Source organism: Ruegeria arenilitoris (assembly GCF_013035425.1).
GTDB lineage: Bacteria > Pseudomonadota > Alphaproteobacteria > Rhodobacterales > Rhodobacteraceae > Ruegeria > Ruegeria arenilitoris_A.
In genome coordinates this window covers 288452-314353 of the sequence record NZ_WQHX01000005.1, presented here as the reverse complement: position 1 = coordinate 314353, position 25902 = coordinate 288452, and the positions used below count along the sequence as shown (strand labels likewise).

At 53.3% G+C, this 25902-nt stretch carries 25 protein-coding genes; 17 read left to right on the top strand and 8 right to left on the bottom strand.

The features are described from left to right. Nucleotides 1-2 precede the first annotated feature (2 nt). Nucleotides 3-467 (top strand): VOC family protein, encoded by a 465-nt coding sequence (locus GOV45_RS16035; protein WP_170479622.1) that lies wholly within the window; start codon nucleotides 3-5, stop codon nucleotides 465-467. Here GOV45_RS16035 and yaaA read toward each other — a convergent pair. The 3 genes from yaaA to GOV45_RS16020 form a co-directional block, all read right to left on the bottom strand. Further along, on the bottom strand, nucleotides 455-1225 hold the full coding sequence (gene yaaA, locus GOV45_RS16030; RefSeq protein WP_170479620.1) for a peroxide stress protein YaaA: 771 nt from the start codon (nucleotides 1223-1225) through the stop codon (nucleotides 455-457). The two genes, GOV45_RS16035 and yaaA, sit on opposite strands and share 13 nt — an antisense overlap. Before the next feature lie 32 nt (nucleotides 1226-1257). Then, nucleotides 1258-3297, bottom strand: a complete 2040-nt coding sequence (gene recQ / locus GOV45_RS16025) for a DNA helicase RecQ (RefSeq protein ID WP_170479618.1) — start codon at nucleotides 3295-3297, stop codon at nucleotides 1258-1260. 78 nt (nucleotides 3298-3375) lie between these two features. Then, nucleotides 3376-3663 carry a YggT family protein gene (locus GOV45_RS16020; protein ID WP_170479616.1) on the bottom strand — a complete coding sequence of 96 codons (288 nt, stop codon included), beginning with the start codon at nucleotides 3661-3663 and terminating at the stop codon, nucleotides 3376-3378. Nucleotides 3664-3790: 127 nt separating this feature from the next. On the opposite strand from GOV45_RS16020, the gene GOV45_RS16015 reads away from it, so the two are divergent. From GOV45_RS16015 to smpB, 10 genes are all read left to right on the top strand, one after another. Further along, a complete protein-coding gene (locus GOV45_RS16015; RefSeq protein ID WP_170479615.1) occupies nucleotides 3791-5158 on the top strand; it encodes an MFS transporter in 1368 nt (455 codons plus the stop codon). Further along, a complete protein-coding gene (mepA, locus tag GOV45_RS16010) occupies nucleotides 5155-6018 on the top strand; it encodes a penicillin-insensitive murein endopeptidase (RefSeq protein ID WP_170479613.1) in 864 nt (287 codons plus the stop codon). The genes GOV45_RS16015 and mepA overlap by 4 nt, the downstream gene beginning before the upstream one ends. Further along, nucleotides 6015-6875 (top strand): esterase-like activity of phytase family protein, encoded by an 861-nt coding sequence (locus GOV45_RS16005; protein ID WP_254448022.1) that lies wholly within the window; start codon nucleotides 6015-6017, stop codon nucleotides 6873-6875. Before mepA ends, GOV45_RS16005 begins: the two co-directional genes overlap by 4 nt. Before the next feature lie 91 nt (nucleotides 6876-6966). Continuing rightward, nucleotides 6967-7611 carry a queuosine precursor transporter gene (locus GOV45_RS16000; RefSeq protein ID WP_170479610.1) on the top strand — a complete coding sequence of 215 codons (645 nt, stop codon included), beginning with the start codon at nucleotides 6967-6969 and terminating at the stop codon, nucleotides 7609-7611. A gap of 263 nt (nucleotides 7612-7874) precedes the next feature. After that, complete coding sequence (arfB, locus tag GOV45_RS15995; protein WP_170479608.1) at nucleotides 7875-8294, top strand: alternative ribosome rescue aminoacyl-tRNA hydrolase ArfB; 420 nt, start codon at nucleotides 7875-7877, stop codon at nucleotides 8292-8294. Between the two features lie 54 nt (nucleotides 8295-8348). Further along, complete coding sequence (locus GOV45_RS15990; protein WP_170479606.1) at nucleotides 8349-9095, top strand: SDR family oxidoreductase; 747 nt, start codon at nucleotides 8349-8351, stop codon at nucleotides 9093-9095. Nucleotides 9096-9108: 13 nt separating this feature from the next. Continuing rightward, the gene (locus GOV45_RS15985) at nucleotides 9109-10125 is read left to right on the top strand and encodes a P1 family peptidase (protein ID WP_170479604.1); all 1017 of its coding nucleotides are present in this window, start codon (nucleotides 9109-9111) and stop codon (nucleotides 10123-10125) included. 110 nt (nucleotides 10126-10235) lie between these two features. Continuing rightward, the gene (locus GOV45_RS15980) at nucleotides 10236-10649 is read left to right on the top strand and encodes a c-type cytochrome (RefSeq protein WP_170479602.1); all 414 of its coding nucleotides are present in this window, start codon (nucleotides 10236-10238) and stop codon (nucleotides 10647-10649) included. Nucleotides 10650-10863: 214 nt separating this feature from the next. Then, nucleotides 10864-11406, top strand: a complete 543-nt coding sequence (idi, locus tag GOV45_RS15975) for an isopentenyl-diphosphate Delta-isomerase (RefSeq protein WP_170479600.1) — start codon at nucleotides 10864-10866, stop codon at nucleotides 11404-11406. Between the two features lie 59 nt (nucleotides 11407-11465). Further along, entirely contained in the window at nucleotides 11466-11942 is a 477-nt protein-coding gene (smpB, locus tag GOV45_RS15970) for an SsrA-binding protein SmpB (RefSeq protein WP_170479598.1), read from the top strand. Between the two features lie 3 nt (nucleotides 11943-11945). On the opposite strand, the gene GOV45_RS15965 is transcribed toward smpB, so the two are convergent. The 5 genes from GOV45_RS15965 to panB form a co-directional block, all read right to left on the bottom strand. After that, nucleotides 11946-13610, bottom strand: coding sequence for a sulfatase-like hydrolase/transferase (locus GOV45_RS15965; RefSeq protein WP_170479596.1), 1665 nt, complete (start codon nucleotides 13608-13610; stop codon nucleotides 11946-11948). Between the two features lie 22 nt (nucleotides 13611-13632). Further along, nucleotides 13633-14862, bottom strand: coding sequence for a DUF3179 domain-containing (seleno)protein (locus GOV45_RS15960; protein ID WP_170479594.1), 1230 nt, complete (start codon nucleotides 14860-14862; stop codon nucleotides 13633-13635). A 148-nt stretch (nucleotides 14863-15010) separates the two neighbouring features. Beyond that, entirely contained in the window at nucleotides 15011-16489 is a 1479-nt protein-coding gene (glpK, locus tag GOV45_RS15955; RefSeq protein ID WP_170479592.1) for a glycerol kinase GlpK, read from the bottom strand. Nucleotides 16490-16558: 69 nt separating this feature from the next. After that, complete coding sequence (gene panC, locus GOV45_RS15950; RefSeq protein ID WP_170479590.1) at nucleotides 16559-17410, bottom strand: pantoate--beta-alanine ligase; 852 nt, start codon at nucleotides 17408-17410, stop codon at nucleotides 16559-16561. After that, the gene (gene panB / locus GOV45_RS15945) at nucleotides 17407-18246 is read right to left on the bottom strand and encodes a 3-methyl-2-oxobutanoate hydroxymethyltransferase (RefSeq protein WP_170479588.1); all 840 of its coding nucleotides are present in this window, start codon (nucleotides 18244-18246) and stop codon (nucleotides 17407-17409) included. The genes panC and panB overlap by 4 nt, the downstream gene beginning before the upstream one ends. A 173-nt stretch (nucleotides 18247-18419) precedes the next feature. Here panB and GOV45_RS15940 point away from each other — a divergent pair, with 173 nt between their 5' ends. Genes GOV45_RS15940 through GOV45_RS15915 form a run of 6 tightly spaced genes read left to right on the top strand, consistent with a single transcriptional unit; the run spans nucleotide 18420 to nucleotide 25902 of the window. Next, nucleotides 18420-19901, top strand: a complete 1482-nt coding sequence (locus GOV45_RS15940; protein ID WP_170479696.1) for an ABC transporter substrate-binding protein — start codon at nucleotides 18420-18422, stop codon at nucleotides 19899-19901. A 56-nt stretch (nucleotides 19902-19957) separates the two neighbouring features. Beyond that, the gene (locus GOV45_RS15935) at nucleotides 19958-21028 is read left to right on the top strand and encodes a hypothetical protein (protein WP_170479587.1); all 1071 of its coding nucleotides are present in this window, start codon (nucleotides 19958-19960) and stop codon (nucleotides 21026-21028) included. A gap of 40 nt (nucleotides 21029-21068) precedes the next feature. Further along, nucleotides 21069-22016 (top strand): ABC transporter permease, encoded by a 948-nt coding sequence (locus GOV45_RS15930; protein WP_170479585.1) that lies wholly within the window; start codon nucleotides 21069-21071, stop codon nucleotides 22014-22016. Continuing rightward, on the top strand, nucleotides 22013-22828 hold the full coding sequence (locus GOV45_RS15925) for an ABC transporter permease (RefSeq protein ID WP_170479584.1): 816 nt from the start codon (nucleotides 22013-22015) through the stop codon (nucleotides 22826-22828). The genes GOV45_RS15930 and GOV45_RS15925 overlap by 4 nt, the downstream gene beginning before the upstream one ends. After that, nucleotides 22825-24429: an ABC transporter ATP-binding protein gene (locus tag GOV45_RS15920; protein WP_170479582.1), complete on the top strand. Its 1605-nt coding sequence runs from the start codon at nucleotides 22825-22827 to the stop codon at nucleotides 24427-24429. The genes GOV45_RS15925 and GOV45_RS15920 overlap by 4 nt, the downstream gene beginning before the upstream one ends. A gap of 21 nt (nucleotides 24430-24450) precedes the next feature. Beyond that, a complete protein-coding gene (locus GOV45_RS15915; RefSeq protein ID WP_170479580.1) occupies nucleotides 24451-25902 on the top strand; it encodes an aldehyde dehydrogenase family protein in 1452 nt (483 codons plus the stop codon).

Sequence of the window (25902 nt, the reverse complement as noted above, 5' to 3'; positions counted from 1 at the left end):
ACATGCCAAGTGATCGAGGCTTTCGCACCCGTGCACTGGGAGAGGTCGCAATACGCTGTGCTGATATGGGTGCAATGGTCGAATTCTACGAAACCGTAATCGGGCTAAAACGTCTCAGTGGAGACCACAGCAGCGCTGTCACTTTCTTTGAAATAGCCAAAGGATATGGCGGGCACACCCAAGTGCTCGCCCTATTTCACCATTCAGCTGCACCGCGCCCAGGTTTGCATCCCTCAGGTAAGGAAAAACCGATAACAGGTCGTGGTTCATCCTTGCATCATATCGCTCTGTCGCTGCCCTTTTCAGAACAAGACGCGGTTATGCGTTGGTATGACAAAATCGGAATACCCTACCGGGTTGAGCAATTCGGCTGGATCGGATGGCGCGGAATATTCACCCAAGATCCCGAGGGTAATACAGTGGAGTTGGTAGCGTACGACCCTTCGATGCTGGATCACGCCGAATAAGGTCGAACAAAAACCGGCTGTTTTTTTTCGGACAGGTCTGGGCGGTATTCATATCCACCGGTGTCAAACTCCAGCAAACCTTCAGGATCGGTCAGACGGTTTTGAACAATGTACCTCGCCATTGCACCACGAGCTTTTTTTGCGAAGAAGCTGACAATTTTAGGGGTGCCCGTCTTATCTTCCATAAACACTGGCGTGATCACGTCGAGTTTGAGCGCCTTTCGGTCGATGGCCCCAAAGTATTCCTGACTGGCGCAATTAATGAGAACGTCCGAGTCAATATTCTGAGCCTGATCGTTCAAAGCTTTGCTGAGATGATCGCGCCAATATTCATAAAGGTTTTTGCCGCGACGGGTTTTCAGCCTGCTGCCCATTTCCAGTCTATAAGGTTGAATTGCATCCAATGGGCGCAACAAACCGTAAAGGCCTGACAAGATACGCAGATGATCCTGCGCCCAAGCCATTTCGTCGTTATCCAGCGAAGCAGCTTCAAGTCCCTGATAAGTGTCGCCTGCAAAGGCCAAAGCCGCCGGTCGAGTAGAGCAAATCTCTGGTGTTTCTGCAAATGCGCGAAAACGTTCCCGATTGAGTTTAGCCAGATCGTCACTGAGATCCATCAAACCTTTAAGGTTGCCCAGCGTCAGATTGCGCGCGGTCTTCGAAAGGCGAAAAGCATCATCCTGAAAAGCTGGTTCTGTCGGCGTTACGTTACGTTCCGACCAATCCAGCCGCTTGGCCGGGGAAATCACTATCAGCATATCCGATCTCTTTCTTGCCTGTCTTGCGGTATCTAGCCCGCTTGTCGCAACACGTCCAGAAATGCCAGGCCAAATCGTTCATGGCGTCTGTCGCCCAACACTTTTTCCATGCCCCGAATATCATCAGGACGCATCTGAGCCACCTTAGCCAGCTGCGAGGCAGAGCAAGTCAGTGGTTTATCTATACCCTCGGACCCGCGCGATAGCCGCGACTGAACTTCAAGCAGCTGATCATAGATTTCACCGTGGCCCCTGCTCGCCAGTTTGCGACGCGCGGGATGCACTGGTTGAGCCTCCCCAGCTATAACCTCGAGAAAGAAGATGCCGTAACGCTCGAGTTTCTTGGCACCCACACCGCCGATCCGCGCCATTTCGTCCAACGTCAAAGGACGTTTCTCGGCCATTTCGATCAACGTGCGGTCTGGGAAAATAACATAGGCAGGTGCTCTGGCGGCTTCTGCGAGCGCACGGCGTTTCGCCTTCAAAGCCGAAAGCAATGGTGCGTTCTCTTCCGATACCATCGCCTTGACCGCAGGTCGCCGTCCAGCTTTGCGGATAGTATCGCTGCGAAGATCGATTTGCGCCTCGCCCTTCAGGATTGGTTTTGCGGCCTCGGTCATGCGCAGCGCGCCATGGCGGTCCGGGTCCGGGCGGATCAGATCATGCCCCATCATCTGTCGAAAAATCGCCTGCCACTGGGCGCGTGACCAGTCCTTTCCAATGCCATAGGTGGAAAGTGCATCGTGACGGCGAGACAGAATCTTATCTGTTTCAACCCCTAACAGGATATCGATCAGGTGCCCTGCACCAAACCATTCTTCGGTACGAAGAATCGCGGACAAAGCCATACGAACTGCGGTGGTGCCGTCGAAAATCTCAGGTGGGTTGTCGCACAGATCGCATTTGCCGCAAGGTTCGGCCTGTTCACCGAAGTAACCCAATAGAGTCTGACGTCGGCACTTTAATGCTTCGGCCAATCCAAGCAGAGCGTTCAGACGCGCATGATCGGCCATGCGCCGCTCGGTTGAAGCCAAACCTTCATCTATTTGTGCACGTCGCAGGCGGATATCATCAGGTCCAAAAAGGGTCAGGGTTTCCGCAGGGCCGCCGTCCCGACCGGCGCGGCCGATCTCCTGATAATATGCCTCGATGGATTTTGGCAGGTCCGCATGCGCGACCCAGCGGATATCGGGCTTGTCGATCCCCATGCCAAATGCCACGGTTGCGACAACGATCAACCCGTCTTCGCCTGCAAAACGAGCTTCGACGGCGCGGCGGTCTTCTGCCTCCATCCCGCCGTGATAGTGGCAGCTGTTATGCCCTTGCGCGCGCAACGCTTGGGCCAGAACTTCGGTCTTGTTGCGGGTTCCGCAATAAATGATGCCGGGTTGACCTTTGCGAGCGCCGGCGAATTCCAATATCTGCTTACGCGGCCCGTCTTTTGCTGCGAAAGCCAAATGGATGTTGGGTCGATCGAAGCCGCGAAGAAATTTGCTTGGCGTTGTGCCGTCGAATAGCTTTTCAACAATCTCTTCCTGCGTCTCCGTGTCAGCCGTGGCTGTAAAAGCAGCCAGCGGAACTTTTAACGCCCGCCGCAAGTCTCCTATACGCAGATAATCCGGTCGAAAATCGTGGCCCCATTGACTGACACAATGGGCTTCGTCCACTGCAATCAGGTTTACATTGATCCGACGCAGCATTCCCAATGCGGACCCGGCTGCAAGCCTTTCGGGTGCCATATAAAGCAATTTCAGGCGTCCGGCGTCCAGAGCCTCCCACACGGCGTCGGTCTCCTCCGGTGTATTTCCAGAGGTCAGTGCCCCGGCGGTGACCCCTGCTTCTTGCAAACCGCGAACCTGATCCCTCATCAGGGCAATCAACGGAGAGATGACAACGGTAACCCCGTCTCGCATTAAAGCTGGCAATTGATAACACAGCGATTTGCCGCCACCCGTAGGCATGATCGCCAAAACGTTTTCACCTGCGGCAACGGCATCGACAATTTCTTCCTGCCCGGGGCGGAAGTCGTCGAATCCAAAGACATCTCGCAGCATAGGTGCGGCGTCGAACATGTGCGGGTTTGCCCTGTTTTATCTTCTATCTGCTCTTAAGACAGGACAATCACACACTCGGAATCTTCGAACAAGGGGTCAGTAAAAATAGACTGCGTTGTTTATCAAAATAATACGAAGCGCGTAGACTGCGATCAGCACCACCAATGGTGTCAGATCAAGCCCGCCCATGTTTGGCAGGAAACGTCTGATCGGGCCATAGATTGGCTCAAGTATTCGGTTAAGCCCATACCAGATTTGTGCGACCAACTGTTGATTCAGATTCAGAACCTGAAAGTTGATCAACCAGCTCATGATCACATGGGCCAGTATGATGAACCAGACAATGTCCAGTATCAGCAGAAGGATTTGGATCAGCGACAGCATGGGTACTCCGTTTTCACATTTGCTGAGACCTAAGCGCCTTAACCACAAAGAGCAAGTGTGAGGCAACAGAACGCTTGCGAATTGCATCAAAGACCCGTCTTATGAAACCCAGAAACCAGGGGCGGTTATGGCAGAGATTTCCAAGCGCAAGCGCATATGGGGCTGGTGGTTTTTCGACTGGGCCAGCCAACCATATCACACCCTGCTAGTGACCTTTGTATTTGGTCCATACTTTGCCGGGGTTGCCGCCGGGTATTTTTCAGGTACGGGTCTTGACGCTGAGGCTGCGGCCGCGCGCGCGCAAACTGTTTGGGCCAATTGTTTAACAATAACCGGTTTGATTATTGCTTTTGGCGCACCACTCCTGGGTGCGATGGCCGATGTTTCGGGTCGCAGAATTCCCTGGATTTTTGCATTTTCTGTCATGTACGCAGTTGGATCCGCGGCGCTGTGGTACACGATGCCGGACGGATCTAACATGTGGTTGATGCTTTCGGCATTTGGGTTTGGGTTTGTCGGCGCCGAGTACGCACTGATCTTTATCAACTCACAACTTCCTGATCTGGGCGACGACCGCGAAGTGGGCGAGATTTCCGGTTCGGGGTTTGCGTTCGGTTATTTTGGCGGGCTGATCTCGCTAGCGATCATGCTGACATTGTTTGTAGAACAGGCCAACGGCAAGACATTGATCGGGATGGATCCGATGTTCGGGCTGGATGCCATGTCACGGCAGGGTACACGATTTGTCGGACCGTTCACCGCAGGTTGGTTCATTCTGTTCATGGTGCCTTATTTCATGTGGGTTCGGGACGATTCACAATCCGAAAAAAAAGGTAGCGTCGGTGAGGCGCTGAGCCTGCTTGTCAAATCCGTGTCAAACCTGCGTTACCGGGTCAGTCTGGCCAGCTATCTGGGATCGTCCATGTTCTATCGCGACGCGTTGAACGGGCTTTATAGCTTTGGTGGAGTTTATGCCCGATTGGTTCTGGAGTGGGACCTGATCAAAATCGGCGTGTTTGGCATAGTGAGCGTTTTGGCGGCGGCTGCCTTTTCGTGGGTGGGCGGAAAGTTGGACAAGAAATATGGCCCAAAACCGGTGATCTTGGTGGCCATCTGGGTGTTAATCTTTGTCTGCACCACAATTGTTTCGATGAACCGGGCGCAAATTTTTGGGATCGCACTGCCCGAAGGCTCTGGCCTGCCGGATTTGGTATTTTTTGGCTGTGGCGTATTGATTGGTGGCATGGGTGGCATTCTGCAATCTGCCAGTCGATCAATGATGGTTCGCCACACAGATCCCGAAGCACCGGTTGAAAGCTTTGGCCTTTACGGTCTGTCGGGTCGCGCCACGTCTTTTGCCGCACCAATGCTTATCGCGATTGCTACGACAGTTACCGGCAGCGCACGACTGGGGGTGTCTCCCATCGTTGTGTTGTTTATTCTTGGTTTAATCCTGATGCACTGGGTTAAGCCCGAAGGGGATCAGAGCAGATGATTTTACTACGTTTTTTTGCAATACTGACGGCGGTTTGCCTGGCTGTCCCAACGGTGGCACAGCCATTAGCAAAGCAGTTGTTTGGTGCCCAGAAAGTTGGTTCCAACCAAAAGGCGGCGGCTTTCGGCAGTTATTCGCGCGGATGTGCGGCCGGGTCGGTCCAACTTCCCGAAACTGGTCCGACGTGGCAGGCAATGCGTCTTTCACGCAACCGCAATTGGGGGCACCCACAAACTATCGACTACGTGCAAGATCTCAGCAAGTTTGCAGCGCGTCAGCCGGGGTGGAGCGGACTCTACATCGGGGATATCAGCCAACCACGCGGTGGACCCATGACATCTGGACATCGAAGTCACCAGTTGGGTTTGGACATCGATATCTGGATGTTGCCGGCCGATAATCTACGTCTGTCGCGAAATGCTCGCGAAAATATTTCGTCTATCTCTTTGCGACGATCCAACGGAGCCTATGTAAACGGGAACTGGACCAAACAGCATCATGCTATTCTGCGCGAGGCGGCAAAAGACAAACGAGTCGCCCGGATTTTTGTGTTTCCCGGTGCCAAAGTTGAGATGTGCAAAGAAGAGACGGGCAACCGTGCCTACCTGCGCAAAATCAGGCCTTGGTGGGGGCATCACTATCATTTCCATGTCCGCCTGAAATGCCCGCGCGGGTCACGCGGTTGCATCAATCAAGATCCGCCACCCAAAGGTGATGGCTGTGCAGAGGCACAGCAGTGGGTACAAAATATTCTCAATCCCCCTCCCCCTGATCCGAATGCACCAGCGCCAAAAAAACGCGGTGAATATCGTTTGGCAGACCTGCCACAGCAATGCGCCTCAGTACTTCAGTCCAATTGATAGCCGCGCTACTGCTGGCCGGATCGGCCGGTGCGGTGGACGTCAAAACAGCAACCCATCAAAGCAGCTCGGTCTGGCGGTATAACGAGAGTTGGTTCGGTGGGTTTTCTGCCTTGCACATCTCGGACGACGGGAGCGAAATGATCGCTCTTTCCGATCGCGCAATGCTTGTTAAGGCTCGAATTCATCGGGATCAGGGGATTATGAGTGGCATTGAACTTCTCGAACATTGGCCTGTGCTGTCCAGCACCGGTGGATTGCTCAAGGGCCGAGCTGGTGACTCCGAGGGCATAGCGTTTACCCAAAATGGTAGCTTTTTCATCTCATTCGAGGGCGTCCACCGCGTTGCGCACTATCCGTCATCACAGGAAAAGGCGCATGTTTTGCCTCGACCGAATTTTTTTGGAGATCTGGAAGGCAACGGGTCTTTTGAAGGATTGGCAATCGACAAATTGGGGCGGGTCTACGCTGTGACCGAGACCAGTCGTTCGGCCCAAGGGGAAATACTTGTTTTTCGATGGGATGGGCACACCTGGGAGACACCATTTGGCCTGCCCCCCCGCGGAAGATTCAAACCGGTCGCAGCTGATTTCGGGCCGGATGGGCGCCTTTATGTTTTAGAGCGCAGCATTTCACCTATTGGGTTTAGATCTCGCCTTCGACGGTGGCAGTTAAAAGATGATGTTCCTATGGCCGAGGAAATTCTGTTTGAAACTGATAATGGTGCGCATGACAACTTGGAGGGATTATCGGTTTGGGAGGACAGCGATGGGCTGTTGCGGGCCACGATGATTTCGGATGACAACTTTCTAGCCCTGCAGAGTACTGAGCTGGTAGAATACCTGCTGCCGGATTGACAGGTGCCTGACAAGGGTCTAAACGCACGGCTTGCCTTGGGATGAGCCCGAGGCCAAGTCGCCGCTACCTTGTCAAAACGGGCACCAAAACATGCAACGCGCTTACATTCCCGGCATCATTGCCATGGCCTCTATCGTAGTGGCCTCAAACATTCTGGTCCAATTCCTGATCTTCGACGGGCTTTTGACTTGGGGTGCTTTCACCTATCCGCTGGCCTTTTTGGTAACCGATATCATGAATCGCGTTTACGGCGTGGGTCCGGCCCGCAAGGTTGTGTTGGCAGGTTTTGTCACCGGCATCGTCTGCTCGCTGATCGGCAGCCAGATCATGCTTCAGGGTGATGGCTTCACCTACGCCGCGGTACCTCTGCGGATCGCAGTTGCCTCGGGTACGGCTTTCTTGATCGCGCAACTGACGGACGTCACCGTGTTCAATTCGCTGCGCGCCGGCCGCTGGTGGCGCGCACCGCTTGTCTCGACGTTGGTCGGATCGGCGCTGGACACCGCGATCTTCTTCACTTTGGCCTTCTCGGCCTCGGTCACCTTCTTCGGCGCAAACGCTGATGCCGCGATTAGCTGGGCGTGGGAACCTATGCCGTTCATGCTGTCCGGCCCAATAGCGCCATTGTGGGTGACGCTGGCCTTCGCTGACTGGCTAGTCAAACTCTCGCTGGCTCTGATCGCCCTGATCCCGTTCAAAGTTATCGTTGGGCGGCTCACGGCTCAGCCTGCTTAAAAAAACGCTTTGAGAATGGCACAACTTGTGTCAGGCTTACAATTAACCGCAACAGATAGAAAAGGAGGTGATCCAGTGTCGAGAAAGAGATTGGAGAGAGGTGTCGGAACAACCGGGGGGATCGCCTGTTAGGGCAGCCCTTGGCGGAGCGCTCGCTCCGGCTGGTCGATTGATCTAACCGACCCGACCTCCTGAACTTTCGAAGGGCCGTCCCGTTGGGGCGGCCCTTTCTGTTTATGTCTGGCCCTTGTAAAGTCGCTCCAATGTTGCGCATCAATGACAATATCACACTGCAAGATTGGGAAATAACCGAGAGCTTTGTGCGTTCATCCGGTCCCGGCGGGCAAAACGTCAACAAAGTCTCGACAGCTGTTGAATTGCGGTTCGAAGCCGCGCGCTCACCATCTTTGCCGGACTCGGTTAAAACTCGGCTGAAACGATTAGCTGGGCGGCGCTGGACTAAAGAAGGCGCGATTATCATCCAATGTGAAGAAACCCGATCTCAGGCCCGTAACCGTGAGATTGCCCGCGCGAGACTGACCGAGTTGATCACCCGCGCGTTAGTGAAACCAAAGCGACGCATCGCCACCAAACCCACTTTCGGGTCTGTTAAACGTCGACTGGCGGCAAAAAAGGCTCGATCGGATGTGAAAGCGTTGCGCGGCAAGGTCTCGGAAGATTGATCTGGTAGTTTCGCTGTGCCTTGCTAGTCTGATCGCGCAAGGGAGAGCAAGATCATGAGGTTAGAGGGAAAAACCGCAATTGTTACCGGCGGCGCGTCCGGTTTCGGTGCTGGGATTGTGCAGAAGTTCCTGTCCGAAGGCGCGCAGGTAATGATTGCTGATATAAATCGCGACGCGGCCGAAGTTCAGGCAAGGCAACTTGGACCGAATGCAATAGCTCAGTTGGTGGATGTAGCGGACCCAGGTTCGGTGCATGCTATGGCAGACACAGCGCGGGATCGATTCGGTCACCTGGACATACTTGTGAATAATGCCGGCGTAACTCACCTGCCGATGCCGCTGGAAGAGGTCGACGAAGAAGACTTTGACCGCGTCTTCAACGTGAATATGAAATCCGTCTATCTGACTGCTCGTGCTTTTGTGCCGGCGATGAAAGCGCGGGGGGCAGGTGCGATACTAAACGTGGCCTCGACAGCAGGTCTGTCACCTCGCCCAAACCTAAACTGGTACAACGCCTCAAAAGGCTGGATGATCACAGCGACTAAAACGATGGCTGTAGAACTGGCCCCGTCAGGTGTGCGTGTGAATGCAATCTGCCCTGTAGCTGGGGAGACACCTTTGCTTAAGTCCTTCATGGGAGAGGACACGCCTGAAATGCGCGCCAAGTTTTTGTCGACCATCCCGCTGGGCCGGTTTTCGACGCCCGAAGACATGGCAAATGCAGCATGTTTCCTCTGCTCCGACGAGGCCAGTATGATCACCGGCACCGCACTTGAGGTCGACGGCGGTCGATGTATCTGAGGATAGGCGCAATATGACCCCGGGATCCAGAAACCTGATCACCGATGTTCCCGGCCTTTTAGTCGGAAACGCAGAAGACCACGCGCTGAAGTCCGGAACCACTGTTCTAACTGCCGCAGAGCCGTTTACCGCTTCTGTACATGTCATGGGCGGTGCACCGGGGACTCGGGAAACAGACTTGCTCGCTCCGGATAAGTCGGTGACACGCGTCGACGCAATTGCGTTGTCCGGTGGATCAGCATTTGGCCTGGACGCCTGTTCAGGTGTGTCAGATGCACTTTACACCCAAGGCCGCGGCTTCAATGTCGGGAACGCGGTTGTTCCAATTGTGCCCGGCGCGATCTTGTTCGATCTTTTAAACGGTGGCGACAAAAGTTGGACAGAAAACCCCTATCGAGCGTTAGGGCGCGCCGCGTATTTGACCGCTGCAGAGGACTTTCGCCTTGGTACCGCTGGCGCAGGTACCGGGGCACTGGCGGCGATGCACAAAGGTGGTCTTGGCTCGGCTTCCTTGCAGTTGGAAAGCGGTGTAACGGTTGGTGCGCTTGTGGCGGCTAACCCTTTGGGTAGTGTGACTACACCGGGGAATCGCCACTTCTGGGCCGCACATTTCGAAATTGGATCTGAATTTGGTGGTGTTGGCCCTGATCCGAGTTCAGGTCTGGGCCCAATTCCAAAAAGCCTGAAGGCACAGGCAATGCACCCCGCATCGCCGGAAAAAGCCAATACAACGATTGCCATCGTTGCGACAGACGCCGCCTTATCCAAACCGCAATGTCAGCGTTTGGCTATGGCGGCCCACGACGGGATCGCCCGAGCAATTGTGCCTTCTCACACTCCGGGTGACGGCGATCTTGTGTTTGGTATCAGCACCGGATCGCAAGAGGTTGAGGAAGGAGCCTTAGCTTTGATTGGGCATTCCGCGTCGCTTTGTCTGGCCCGTGCGATTGCTCGTGCTGTTTTTTTGGCGTCGTCCAGCGCAGGCGATCTGCTGCCATGCTGGTCCGAGATGCATGATAACCGCGAGTGACCGTCCATACACCGCTGTGACACAGTGACATCACGCGGCAATCTGCGCGTTGACTCTGCCTTAAACCAGCCTTCCATTCAGTGTAGAAAAAACGCATCGGAGCATCAGCTATGAAACGAATTCTAGCCACCGTGATTGTCTGCCTGCTGCCCTTTCCCGCCCTTGCAGAAGGCGATGCTGAGGCAGGTAAAAAAGGTTTTAACAAATGTAAGTCCTGCCACATGATTGCTGATCCAGCAGGTGAAGTCATCGTTAAAGGCGGCAAGACTGGACCTAACCTTTACGGTGTTGCGGGCCGCACCGCAGGCACGGTTGAAGGGTACAAATATGGCGACAGCATCGTTGAAGCCGGTGAAAACGGTCTGGTCTGGGATGAAGAAACATTTGTTGCCTATGCAGAGGATCCCAAGGCTTTTCTAAAGGACTATCTGGGTGAGACGGCGGCAAAATCCAAAATGACTTTCAAGCTAAAAAAAGGTGCAGAAGACGTCTATGCCTATATCGTGAGTGTGTCCGGAGAGTAGTGGCAAAAGAATATTCGACGACATAGACCGAAGTTTGGCCGCTATCCCTGCGGCCATTCGCACGATTGATTCTCGAACTGATCGGAACCACCTTTGTATCATCGGATGGTCCCCCGCTCACCTTCAAAAAGATCATCCAGAACGTCAGGCTGCTTTGGGCGTAGCTATCCCGTTATTACCGCCGCGAAATTGTTTCGGCAGCAGGAGAGAATAGATGGGTATCATGATTCCAGCATGGGTAAATGGCGTTCTGGTTCCCGTGGACAAGCTGGAAGCACATGAAAAGGGCCTTAAGCACAAGGCGGTTTCGGTCTTTTTGGTGCGCGGTACTGAAATTCTAATCCAGCGACGCGCGATGGGAAAATATCATACTCCCGGTCTTTGGGCGAACACCTGCTGCACCCACCCGGATTGGAACGAAAGCGCATCGGTTTGCGCAGTGCGGAGATTGGCTGAGGAGCTAGGGATCACTGGTTTGTACCCAGAATATCGACACCGTCTGGAGTATCATGCGGATGTTGGTAATGACATGGTGGAACATGAAGTGGTTGATGTGTTTCTGGCCCATGTGCGCGGTCAGTTGAAAATCGATCCTAATGCTGACGAAGTCATGGACATACGCTGGGTTGATTATCATGATCTGTTGGCGGAAGTGAAACGTCACCCGGATCGTTTTACACCTTGGTTGAAGATATATCTGCACAACCATGCAGATACGATTTTTGGGCCTGACTTGATCATTTCGGCTAATTCTTAGGATACCGAATAAAATCCCGGCCTTGCATGGTTTGCCCAAGCCGCCTAAATCAACGCCCCATGGCCAAGCAGAAGACAGACCCGAATTATAAAGTGATTGCTGAGAACCGGCGAGCGCGCTTCGATTATGCAATTGAGGATGATCTGGAATGCGGCATTGTGCTAGAGGGTTCCGAGGTCAAATCCTTGCGCGCAGGTGGGTCAAACATTGCAGATAGCTATGCCTCAGTGGACGACGGAGAGCTTTGGCTGGTTAACAGCTATATTGCCCCGTACGAGCAGGCCAAAGTGTTCAAACACGAGGAGCGTCGTCGCCGCAAGCTTTTGGTTTCAAAAAAACAGATGGCGAGTCTTTGGAACGCGACGCAGCGTAAAGGCATGACCTTGGTGCCGCTGGTTTTGTACTTTAACCACAAAGGCCGGGCTAAGATTAAGATCGGTATCGCCAAAGGTAAGAAGATTCACGACAAGCGTGAAACGCAAGCCAAGCGGGACTGGTCACGCCAAAAGCAACGTCTGATGAAGGATCATAGCTGATCCCTATTTCTGAACTGATGCGCGTTTTATGTTGAAGGCTTCGACAGCTGCTGCGGTTTCGGGGCGGATGTTTTCGATTCCTTCATAAGGCGGTCCATATGCAGGAGGTGTATCGGGGTACTTTTCCTTGCGGGCCAAATGGCGACCAAGGATGCGCACGAATTCCTGCCCTCCCCAAGCGCCGACCTCGGTTGAAACCGGATATTTTTCGTGAGTATCCCGATAGATGTCGTAGAACTCGGCAAGAATCGCGCTTTCACCAGCTGCGGGAAGATTCAGGCGCAGCTTGTCCTTCACAATGGCTTTAGGAGAGTCGATGGAATAGATGATCACGCTATCGCGTCGCCCTTTGGATTCATCTTCGAACAGAATCGATGCGGACTGATCAACACCATCAACCAGGCGGTCTGTAGGAATGCCGCCTTCGGCGCCAGCGAACCGAGATAGTGTCGTATAAAGGTCCGACACATGTATGATGTTGTTGATCATGGAATCAGCTCCGATCATTCCGGGCCAACGGATAAACGCATCGACGCGTACACCACCTTCGGTCGTATCACCTTTGCCGCCTCTGAAGATCATCGGCGAATATCCCGATTGTGGAGAATACTTTGTGAAATGGCCGTTATCGCCCATCACAACGATTATGGTGTTCTCAGTCAGACCCAGTGTATCCACTTCGGCAAACAGATCGCCAAGCCAAGTGTCCAGCAATTGCATTTTGTCAACGTAAAGCCCGCCGTTAGGGCTGTCCGGCCCATCGCGGCCAGCGCGTGTGTTGTCCAGTGGGATCATGGGCCAATACTGCAAAAAGAATGGGTCTTCACCGCTGGCCAGCCTCTTCAACTCGGACAGGGTTTTGTCCTGAAACGCCTGATTCATTTCGTCATACTTTCCAGCGTTCCAACGTTCGCCCGGTTCCATCCTGATTTCTCTTATCGGACCACCGCTTTCGCCTTCGATTACCGTCATCATTGCCGAAGCGTCGGGCCGGAAAAGATCGTCCAAAGTGTAAACCGGGTCAAAATCCGCAATGCCGACCGAAACCTGTTCACGGATGGCATCGTCGTGAAAAATGGTGAGCTGACCTTGTTGATGGATGGCATGTTGAGCGTAATCAAACCCCTGGTTCATCGCCCAGCTTTCGGCAATGTCGCCCATATGCCATTTTCCGACATGGCTGGTCGCGTAGCCTGCGTCTTTTAATACTTCGGCCAAAGTCACTTCGGCACTCGGCAGGCCAAACCCAGCGATGTCGACAGTCGTGTCACCCATACCCATTCGCACAGGTAACCGCCCAGTCATCTGGGCAACACGAGTAGGTGTGCAAGAGGGTTCTGTGTACATGCGTACCATACGCATGGCCTGATCGGAGAAATCGTTGATATTGGGCGTCTCGTATCCGCGAACCGCGTTCAGCTCGGGGATACCAAGATCACCAAATCCGATATCGTCGATCAAAACACTGATGATGTTCGGTGGTCTGCCGTCATTTTTTGCGCGGAACTCTGCAAGCAAGGCGTCGACGGCAGCGTCATCCTCTGCCCATTGTTCGGCATGCTGGGCTTCCAGAATATAGTACTCGGAATCATGCAGTATCGAGGCGTTTTGCGCCACGACTGCAGAAGCAGAGGTTCCAAGTACAGTTGCCAAGATAATGTATCTCATCCAAACTTCCCAAGCTTTTTGATCAGGCCGCTTTTGCCTGCTCAGATGTGCGATTGATGTCTGTATGGGGATAGAACTCCACCCAGACATGCCAAAACATTCCAGGTTTCAACGCCTCGACGCGTTCCAATTTGCCATTTGGCGTATTGCCGAAGAAATCTATCTCGGTAACTGGTGCACCCGTCGTATTATACCAGAACCCAAGGCTTTCGTATCTGGGGTGCCAAGCAATAACGATTGGGCGGCCCCCAACTCGCGTGTTAACTAAATTGCCCTGCTCGACAACAAAATCGTCGGTCCAGCAAACGGCATCGCCATCGATATCTACACCCCAAACATAGGTCTTGTTGTCCAGCCGATCATCGAAGTGACTCATATTATCCATTACGGGGGCAGCTTCGCGGTGGTGTTTACCGATTGACGCCGCAAACAGCATCTCCATGGCGCTATCAAAAAGGAACAAGAACGGATTGCTGGAGGGTTTGTTGAGAAACACAGTACCGTCCGGATAAGCCTTTTGAAATCCGCGAAACGTCATTCGGAATGTTGGCCAGGGTTTCATGGCAAGCGATGGTTTAAGAGGACAGACCGCGCCCGAGTCGGTTTTAGAGCTGTCTGCCTCGCGAAAACCGTAAATTTGTTGGATCGGCTCTCCTGTATTGTTGTCGCGTAAAATCAAATTGTTGCCATGCTGTGCAACAACCTCGAGATCCAAAGCTTTTCCTTCGACTTCGGGTGTATAGCCGATCCCAAGATTGGCCATGGCGCAGTAGGTCATTACAACGTTCCTGCCGCCCAGCCCTTCTTCATTTCCCGCAAGATGTGGTCGCATCAACTGCGCGTCGGGATGGGCGCGGGCAACTCCTTCGTTTTCATTGACCAGCACGGGGCTGCTTGGACTCACAAATTCCCGAGCTTCATCAATATCGAAGTATTGGGCACTGGATTTTTGATTGCGTAAACCGACATGCACCCAGACGTAAGGAAACCCGATCAGAAACAGACCCAAAATAAGGCCTATCCAATAAATCCAGCCTGGCCCCGACCCAAAGCCAAAGTGCGTTACAGTCATCAGCACAAGACAGCCTAATGCCACGACGATCAGGCGGTATTCGTTTCGGATAAAGCGGACCATGTTCTCACGTTTGACTTTGAGAACCATTTGGCTGACGTCACCTAAATCTCGAAAATACAGGAAACCAATTCCCAGAGAGATTAACAAGCTGAGATAAAAGACGATGGCTGCAAGCATTTAACCCCCCGTTTCCGCATCCATGTTAGGCACAGGGTGGCATTAATCAAGGCGTACAAACATACAGATTAGAATTTTCGAAATTACAGTGTGATCCCACAGTTTTTGAACCTTTTGAAGGTTCGGTCTGTCGATCCCCCCGGAAACCTCAAAATGCCATTGTAGCGGAAACAGCTCGTTGCCACCTCGTGTACGCAGCTTCGCAATCGTCCCGAGCCATTTCGGGCTCGAATCGCCGATCAAGCGACCAAGCGTCGGAAAAGCCGTCCTTATCCGGGTAAACACCTGCCTTCGAACCAGCCAGCCAAGCTGCGCCCAAAGCTGTAGTCTCTTGCATAACCGGGCGGTCGACCGGAGCACCAAGAATATCGGACAACCCCTGCATCGCCCAATTCGATGCGCTCATGCCCCCGTCAACGCGCAATACGACATTGGCATCATCTCCCCAATCACCTTGCATGGCATGCCATAGGTCCCGAGTCTGAAATGCAATACTCTCCAGCGTCGCGCGAGCGATTTCGGGCCGGCCAGAATTTCGGGTCAGACCGAACATGGCGCCGCGGCAGTCCGGTTTCCAATACGGAGCCCCGAGGCCGGTGAAGGCGGGAACCAGAACGACATGCTGATTTGGATCGGCCTGCGCAGCCAACTCACCGCTTTGAGGAGCTGAGTCTATGATCTGTAGGGCATCGCGCAGCCATTGAACCGCAGCTCCTGCGATAAAGATCGACCCTTCCAGAGCGTAGGTTCTTTGACCATCCAGTTGATAAGCAATTGTGGTCAAAAGGCGGTTTTTAGATTCGACAGGTTCACTTCCTGTGTTCAACAACGCAAAGCAGCCAGTGCCATACGTGGATTTCATCATTCCAGGGTGAAAACACGCTTGTCCTATGGTGGCGGCCTGTTGGTCACCTGCAACCCCAAGAATCGGAATGTCGCCACCGAATAATGCAGTGCTTCCGAAATCTGCAGCGCAGTCTTTAACCTCAGGCAGCATCGACATCGGAACGTCCAGCAGATCACAAATCTCTTCGCTCCATACACCGTTGTGAATATCAAACAACAAGGTGCGGGCGGCATTGGTTGCGTCTGTGGCGTGTATCCTGCCTTCGGTCAGGCGCCAAATCAGGAAACTGTCTATGGTCCCGAACAACAGTTCGCCAGCCTTGGCCCTCGATCGTACGCCGGGAACCGTATCCAGCAGCCACTTTACCTTGGTTCCTGAAAAATATGGATCCAACAGCAAGCCCGTTTGGGCAGTCACGTCATCCTCGCATCCGGCTTTGCGAAACCGGTCGCAGATTTCGGCAGTTCGACGATCCTGCCAGACAATCGCGTTGTGGATAGGTTTCCCTGTCGTGCAGTCCCAGATAACAGTGGTCTCGCGCTGGTTCGTAATTCCAATGGCAGCGATCTGATCAGCGGAAATGTCAGCGTCTTTCATAGCCTCACGGCATACACTCAGAACACTTTCCCAAATTTCCTCAGCGTCGTGTTCTACCCAGCCTTCCTGTGGGAAATACTGAGTAAACTCCTGCTGAGCGGTATTTGCGCGCTGCATATTTTCGTCAAACAAAATGGCCCGCGAAGACGTTGTTCCCTGATCGATCGCCAGAATATATGTCATGCCTGCTCTCTCCCCAAAACGTTTTGCGGGAGATTAGCGCAAACTGTCGCGCACGTTCCAGTACAGAAATCAGGCTGGCAAAACAGGAATATTATCGATCAAACGAACACCTTCTACCCATGCCGCGACAAAAAGACGGGCTGGGCGCCCCGCGTGGGTCAATAGTTCAAGAGTTTCGGCGCAGCGAAGTTCCATGTACTCGATTTCCGTGAAACCCTCATCCAACAGAACCGACTGCGCCTGCTCGACCAAGCTATCCATTGCCTGACCTGTCCGAAGCCCTTCGGAGACATGTTGCATCACCTGGTACTTTTTCGAGGCGACCACCATCCCGGCAGTGGACAGGCGGGCATTGCGCGAAGACATAGCAAGGCCTGAAGGCTCCCGCACTGTTTCACAACCGATAACCTCAACAGGAATGTTCAAATCACGGGCCATGCGGCGGACCACAAGCAATTGTTGATAGTCTTTTTCTCCAAAATAGGCTTTGTCTGCTTGGGTTTGCAGAAACAGTTTCGCAACGACCGTAGCGACGCCTTCGAAATGCCCAGGGCGGCCTGGGCCTTCCATCATGTCCGCAAGCCCCGCCACCGAAACCGTGGTGGAAAATCCGTCAGGGTAAATTTCCTTTGCTTCGGGAACATAGATTGCACCGATACCATAGGGTTCAAGTATATTGGCGTCCTCAGCCTCGGTACGTGGATACCTGTCCAGGTCTTCGGGATTGTTGAACTGCGTTGGATTCACAAAGATTGTGACGACGACCTGGTCGCATTCTTTCTTAGCGGTTTCGACCAGCGAAAGGTGGCCCGCGTGCAGTGCGCCCATGGTTGGTACGACGCCGATCGTTTCATCATCACGGTGCCATTGGGTGGTAAGTGCGCGCAGGTCTTTCAGACTGCGCAGGATTGGGGCGGTCATGCTGTTGTTTCCGCTGTAGTTGGCTGTTCGCTAAAGACGTGTGCATCCGTGGGAAATGCGCGCGCGCGTACATCAGAGGCATATTCTGCGATTGCAGCTTCAGCTAGTGGACCCAACTCGGCGTAGCGTTTCACAAACTTTGGTTTGAACGCTGTGAAAAACCCGACCATGTCTTCGACTACAAGGATTTGCCCATCGCATCCGGCCGAGGCTCCGATTCCGATAGTTGGAATATCGACCTCTTCAGTTATCCGGTCGGCCAAAACCTGCGGAACCTTCTCGAACACAACGGAAAACGCTCCTGCTTTAGCGACGGCTCGCGCGTCAGCAACCACAGCATCAGCGTTTTCGGCGCGACCCTGAACTTTATATCCGCCCAAAGTATTGATTGACTGAGGTGTCAGGCCAATATGCGCCAATACTGGAATGCCGCGATTTACCAAAAAGCGAATGGTTTCGGCCATTTCGACTCCGCCTTCCAGTTTGACGGCGCCTGCGCCTGTTTCGGCCATCAGCCTAGCGGCATTTCGGAAGGCTTGCTCAGTGCTTTCTTCATAACTGGCAAAGGGCATGTCGATTACCATCATTGCTTTGTTCAAGCCGCGCGCAACCGCCTGACCATGCAGAATCATCATCTCCATCGTCACCCCAAGCGTTGAGCTAAGCCCGTGCAGGACCATTCCGACGCTGTCACCTACAAGCACAAAGTCGCAATGGGCATCCATTAGCTGGGCCATTGGCGTTGTGTAGGCTGTCAGACTAACCAAAGGCGTTCCGCCCTTTCGGGCGCGAATGTCTTCGGCGTTTGGGGCTTTTTTGCGGGCCGTGGCGCTCATGCTCGCTCCTGCGGGTTCTTGTTGCAGCGCCGCATAGCAGAAGCAAACGGGGCAAAGAAACCCCGGTTGCGCCAACAATTCCTTGATTGACCCAAGGTTTAAAGGGACATTGGTCTCAGAACGATCCGCGAAACGCGGACCAATCCATTAAATGGGGAGTGAATTTTATGGGAATGCAGTCGGTTCGATCTTTCACCTCAGCCTTGGCGCTTGGCGCTATTCTGATTGGGTCACAAGCGTTCGCGAAGTCGGACATAACCATTGCCATGCAACTTGAGCCACCGCACCTGGATCCGACCAGTGCGGCAGCGCAAGCCATCGATTCGGTGGTTTATACCAACGTCTTTGAAGGACTGACCCGTTTTATGGGTGATGGTTCGGTTGTACCCGGACTTGCCGAAAGTTGGGAGATTTCGGATGATGGGAAAGTCTACACATTCAAGTTGCGCGATGGCGTGACCTTTCACGACGGCACCGCGATGGATGCCGAAGACGTTAAATTCAGCCTTGACCGTGCCACTGCTGAAGACAGTACAAATGCCCAGAAAGCTTTGTTTGCTGGAATAGAAAGCGTCGAGGTTGTCGACCCGTTGAACTTAAAAGTGACCCTAAAAGAGCCAAATGGAAACTTCTTGTTCAATCTGGCCTGGGGGGATGCGGTCATCGTCGCGCCTGAGAGTATTGAAAATATCAAGACCAATCCGGTGGGCACCGGGGCGTTTACCTTCGACAATTGGGTGCAAGGTGACAGCATCACTTTGAAGAGGAACCCGAATTACTGGGGTGAAGAACCAGCTTTGGAATCGGCAACCTTCAAGTTCATCTCGGACCCAACCGCTGCTTTCGCCGCGATGATGGCAGAGGATATTGACGCATTCGACAATTTCCCGGCGCCAGAAAACCTGCCTCAGTTCGAAGCTGATCCGAGGTTTCAGGTTCTCGTTGGCTCGACCGAGGGCGAGACGATCTTGTCCACCAACAACAAACAGCCGCCGTTTGACGATATCCGAGTGCGCCAGGCGCTTGCGCACGCTATAGACCGTCAGGCCATAATTGACGGAGCGATGTTTGGGTATGGAACCCCGATCGGTACGCATTTTGCGCCGCACAACCCAGCTTATGTCGATTTGACAGGAGTCTCCGCATATGACCCCGAAAAGTCACGGGCGCTGTTGGCCGAAGCAGGTTTTGAAGGCGGATTTGAGACTACCCTGCACCTGCCACCCCCGTCTTATGCGCGTCGAGGAGGGGAAATTATTGCGGCACAGCTGGCGGATGTCGGTATCAAGGCTGAGATTATCAATGTCGAATGGGCGCAATGGCTGGAATCGGTATTCAAAGGAAAAGATTTTGGGCTGACAATCGTCAGCCACACAGAGCCGATGGATATCGGCATCTACGCTCGGCCAGATTATTACTTTCAATATGACAGCACCGATTTTCAGGCATTGATGGACACGTTGAACTCCACTACCGATCCTGATGAGCGTACAAAGTTGATGGGTGAAGCACAGAGGTTGATCTCAAACGATTATGTTAACGGCTTCTTGTTTCAGTTGGCCAAGTTGGGTGTGGCCAAGGCCGGAATTCAGGGTCTTTGGGAAAACGCTCCGACGGCGGCCATAGACCTGACCGCAATCAGTTGGTCGGAATAACAGAAAGACGGGCCGCTTTGTGCGGCCCCAACAAACCTTTCAGTTAACTATCGGTCATGAATTTCCCACGATTTCTAACGCTATGCCTTTTTACTGTTTGGCTAATATCGCTGGCGGTTGGTCAGGCAAACGCACAGAACATCCTTGATAACCGGTTGGATGCTTTGGCAGGAACGCCAGAGAATCCACTGGAAGTCGGTATTGGCATCAAGATCGATCAAATCACAAATGTGGACCAAAAAGCCGAAAATTACGGTGCCGTCGTTGTTTTGCGTGTCGAGTGGATCGACCCTGCGCTGGCGTTTGATCGCGAAGAACTGAGGCGGGACATCAAGGTTTTCAATCCGCGGGCATTGGCGGATCATGCTGCTGAAATCGGGGCAGTGCTTCCTGCATTTGTCATCCACAATCAACAGTCAAATAAGTGGATCCACGAAGCGGCGGCTTCATTGCGATATGACGGGCGTGTGGTGTACGTTGAAAAATCGTCTCTAACTTTGCAGGCCCCTCATTTTGATTTCCGGAAATATCCGTTCGACACGCAGGAGTTCCACTTTGACGTGGTTTCGATTTTTCCGTCGGATTACGTGTCCTACTATCCCTTGGATGACTTCTCCGGCCTGGGGGATTTGTTGGGCGAAGAAGAGTGGATATTGGGCGGCGCAAGGCTAGAAGCGTCCAAGGTTGTTGGCCTGTCGGGTCGCGACAGTGACCAGGTCGCGCTGATATTCGAAGGAAGTCGTCACCTTACTTATTACATAATTCGTGTCTTTTTGCCGATGCTGGTTCTGATAACGGTCGGCTGGGCCCTGTTTTTTCTGGATGAGTATCGACGCAGGATTGAGATCGCCGGAGGTAATCTTTTGGTGTTTGTAGCCTTTAATTGGGCGATTTCCGCCGATCTTCCCAGGCTGGGCTATCTGACTTTTCTGGATTTTATCCTCCAATGCATGTTTCTGATGACCGGAGCGTTGATTGTGTTCAATGTAGCCCTGCGGAAACTAAAGGTGTCTGGGCGAGAGGGGACGGCCAGAGTTCTGGACAATTATGCGATCAAATGGATCTATCCTTTAGGCTACGCTGCAATCATCGCCTACGCGGTTTTCGCATATCTTTTGGTGCCTTAGGTTCTGGACCAGCGGAGTATGTGACTCTAACGTCTAAACCATGCTTCGCTACACTCTCAAACGTTTGATGTCGCTGGTAATCAGCCTTGTGGTTTCATCGGTTGTTATCTTTGCAGTAATCGAAGTTGCTCCGGGCGATCCGGCATCGTTCATGTTGGGTGTCAACGCCCAAGAAGACACACTTGCTGCGCTGCGGGCAGAACTTGGGTTAGATGTTTCCAAATTCGACCGGTATTTGAATTGGATTGGGGGAATGCTGGTCGGAGATTTTGGCACCTCATATACCTATCGCACTCCTGTTTCGCAAATGATCGCTGACCGGTTGTGGGTATCACTTCCGCTAGCGCTTTACGCTCTAGCACTTTCGACAATGATAGCTTTTCCAGCCGGAATTTATGCGGCAGCAAGACGCGGCAAGCCGGGGGATTTGGCTGTGATGGGCGCGACACAACTTGGCATCGCGGTGCCCAACTTCTGGTTCGCAATGATGCTCGTTTTGATTTTTGCGATTAATCTGCCTTGGTTTAACGCTGGCGGTTTTGCTGGTTGGGAGAGCGGGCTTTGGGTCGGACTGCATTCCTTGACCCTTCCTGCTATCGCCCTTGCCTTACCTCAGGCGGCGATTCTGGCCCGAGTTATGCGATCCGCGCTATTGGACATACTGGGGGAAGATTATATGCGCACCGCGCGTGCCAAGGGCCTGTCTCGACGTCAGGCTTTGTGGCGGCACGGTGTTCGGAATGCTTTAATTCCGGTGCTAACTATTATCGGGTTGCAATTTTCGTTTCTGCTGGCCGGGTCCATCATCATAGAGCAGGTTTTTTATCTTCCAGGGTTGGGGCGGCTGGTGTTTCAGGCGATTTCAGCCCGAGACCTGATTGTTGTGGAATCTGTTGTGATGTTACTGGTCTTTGCCGTTATCACAGTGAACTTTCTAGTTGACCTGGCATATGCCGCCGTTGATCCCCGGCTCAGGAGCAGGACATGAGCCGAAATCTAATCCTGGGGGCAGCGTTGTCCTCCTTGGTAGTTCTTGCGGCATTGGTTTCGTTCATTTGGACACCATATGATCACGCCGCATTGGATATTCCGTCCAAGCTCGCAACTCCGGACAATACGCATTGGTTCGGGACCGATCATTTCGGACGCGACATGTTTTCGATGATTATGGTCGGTGCCCGTACTTCGATTGCCGTGGCGCTAGTAGCCGTCGGAATCGGCATCGCGCTGGGCGTGCCACTTGGATTGACTGCCGCTGCGCGAAAAGGATCCTGGCTCGACGAAGTAATCATGCGTGGCAATGATTTGGTTTTTGCCTTCCCCTCTTTGGTCATAGCAATCCTTATCACTGCCGTTTTTGGGGCTGGGGCAATTAACGCAATCATCGCAATCGGCATTTTCAACATTCCTGTATTCGCCCGGATATCGCGCGGTGCCGCGTTATCGCTGTGGGAGCGAGAGTTCATCCTTGCCGCCCGCGTTGCGGGCAAGGGAACTGCCAGAATTTCAATTGAGCATATTCTGCCCAACGTTGCCAATTTGTTGATCGTTCAGGGTACCATCCAGTTCTCTCTGGGAATTCTTGCGGAAGCTGGGTTGAGTTATGTTGGTCTTGGCGCGCAGCCACCCACACCGAGCTGGGGCCGCATGTTGGCCGATGCGCAGACAATGGTCGGAATTGCACCGCATTTGGCTCTGATCCCCGGACTGGCGATCATTGTAACCGTACTGGGGTTGAACTTATTGGGCGACGGGTTGAGGGATTGGTTGGATCCTCGTATCCGGGTGGCGCGGGCATGAGCTTGTTGCAAATAACAAATCTCTCGGTTGAAATCGAAGATCGCCCGATACTCGAGCAAATTAACCTGTCCATAGATTCTGGACAGATCGTGGCTGTGACCGGGGAAAGCGGGTCGGGTAAATCCATGACAGCTCTGGCGGTTATGCAGCTTCTTCCAAGCGGATCCGTTCAAAAGGGTGAGATTGACTTGAACGGGCAGAACTTATTGGGACTGTCCGAAGCCCAGATGTGCAATTTACGCGGGGCCGCAGTTGGAATGGTGTTCCAAGAACCGATGACGGCCCTGAACCCGGTGAAGACTATAGGTGATCAAGTGGCCGAGACTATTTTGATCCACAAGGCCACGTCTCCCGACAAGGCGTATGAGAAAACCCGCGACGTTCTGATCCGGGTAGGCCTGCCACCTGATCGATTTCCGTTATCTCGCTATCCGCATGAACTTTCGGGCGGTCAGCGCCAGCGCGTTGTCATCGCAATGGCCATTGCGCTAAGGCCTAAGTTGCTAATTGCGGACGAGCCAACGACGGCACTGGATGTCACGACACAAGCACAGATTCTCGGGTTGCTTAAGGGTTTGGTGAAAGAATACGGCATGGGCCTGTTGATGATCACCCATGATCTGGCCGTGGTTGCGGATCTGGCCGACAGGATTGTTGTAATGCGCAATGGTATCGTGGTCGAAGAGGGGGAAACGCAACACCTGCTGAGCAATATGAAGCACCCATATACTCGTATGTTGTTTGAAGCATCCGGCCATCAGGTCGAGTTACCAAAAACACCGAAGCCACGGGTTCTGCTGGAAGTCGCTGATGTCGTGCGTGAATATCGATTGCCGCGAGGCCGCCTTTTCGAAAACCCAAAGCATCACAGAGCGGTCGACTCAGTCAGCTTTACATTAAACAGTGGTGAGCGTCTGGGGCTGGTTGGTGAATCTGGTTGCGGAAAATCGACCCTAACAAGGGCAATTTTAGGGTTGGAAGATGTCCAGAGCGGTCAAATTCGGTTGGATGGCCAGCCGGTCTTCACTGGCCACAAGCCTAATCTTGAGGTACGAAGAAAGTTACAGGTTGTGTTTCAGGATCCGTTCGGCAGCTTTAACCCCCGTCACCGCGTCGGGCGTCTGATTACTGAACCACTCCACCTCTTGGAAACACCTCCTACCCAAGCTGAAAGGCATCACCGCGTTGCTGAAATGTTGACGGCTGTTGGCCTTAACCCTGACGACGCGGGAAAGTACATTCACGAGTTTTCAGGCGGGCAGCGTCAGCGGATTGCAATTGCGCGGGCCTTGATAATCCGCCCCGAACTGATCCTGTTTGACGAGGCTGTGTCGGCCCTTGATGTTTCGGTTCGTGCGCAGATCCTCGATCTGCTGGCGAAACTATGCCGGGAGTATCATCTGACCTATTTATTTATCAGCCACGATTTGAGCGTTGTTCGAACCATTACAGACCGGGTGATGGTCATGCGGGCAGGGCGGATCGTCGAACAAGGAAAAACCGAACATGTTTTTTCAGACCCGCAACACGCGTATACTCGAGAATTGATTGCGGCATCACCGCGTCTGCCTGAAATAAAATTGGCAAAAACGTCTTATTAGAGCCTGAAACAGGAGCACCTTATGTCGCAAGCGCTTTGGTTTGATCCAAGTCTGGTTTTGATCGGTGGCGAATGGCTTTCCTCAGCGACTGGCAAAACCCTGGCGCTTAAGAACCCTTCTGATGGGACCGAAATATGTCGTATCGCGCGAGGTGAAACTTGGGATGTGGATGCCGCAGTAAACGCGGCCCAATCCGCCCGAGACGGCGATTGGGGCAGAATGACAGCGTTTGAACGGGGGCGTATCTTGTCGCGATTGAGCCGATTGGTTTCCGAGCGTGTCGATGAGCTGGCGCAGCTGGAGGCAGTGGACGTGGGGAAACCGTTAACCCAAGCAAAGGCAGATGCCGTCGCTTTAGCGCGTTATTGCGAATTCTATGGCGGTGCGGCGGATAAGGTTATGGGGCAGACTATACCCTATTTGGACGGGTATACCGTTTATACGCTGCGCGAACCGCACGGGGTTACCGGTCATATTGTGCCGTGGAATTATCCAATGCAGATAATTGGCCGGTCCGTCGGCGCGGCTTTGGCGATGGGAAATGCCTGTGTTCTGAAACCGGCGGAAGAGGCGTGTTTGACCGCGTTGGCTTTTGCCCACTTAGCGCTAGAGGCTGGACTGCCCGCTGGCGCGTTGAACGTCGTCACGGGATTGGGCGCCGAAGCCGGGGCAGCTTTGTCGTCGCATCCAGGTGTGAATCATATTTCGTTCACTGGTTCGGTCGAAACTGGGGCGCTGGTGCAGCAATCTGCAGGGCGCAATGTGGTGCCTGTAACGTTGGAATTGGGAGGCAAATCACCGCAACTGGTGTTTGATGACGCCGATTTGGATGCCGCGCTACCATTTCTCGTCAACGCGGGAATTCAGAATGCGGGACAAACATGCTCGGCCTCGTCCCGCATTCTTGTGCAACGCGGCGTTTACGATAAGGTTAAGTCCCGCATGGCAGAGGCGTATGCGCAACTGACGGTAGGCCCGGCTTTGCAAGACCTAAGGATCGGCCCCTTGATCTCGGATCGGCAAAAGGAAATAGTCAGTAATTTTTTTAAAATAGGGTCTGACCTGACGATTGCCGCGCAGGGTCAGATAGTTTCGGGTGCCCCCGACAATGGCGCCTATGTAAAGCCGACATTGTACTGTGATGTTCCGTCGGATCATGTTCTGGCGCGAGATGAGATATTTGGCCCAGTTCAGGTCTTGATTCCATTTGACACTGAAGAACAGGCTCTAACAGTAGCAAACAGCACAGAATATGGTCTTGTGGCGAGTATCTGGACTGCCAACGGGGCACGACAAATGCGGCTGGCGAAACGGCTGCGTTCCGGGCAAATTTTCATCAACAACTACGGCGCAGGTGGGGGCGTCGAACTGCCGTTCGGCGGTGTTGGTAAATCGGGTCATGGTCGCGAAAAGGGGTTTGAAGCTCTGTACGGCTTTTCGCAGTTAAAAACGGTTGCGGCCTTTCACGGCTAG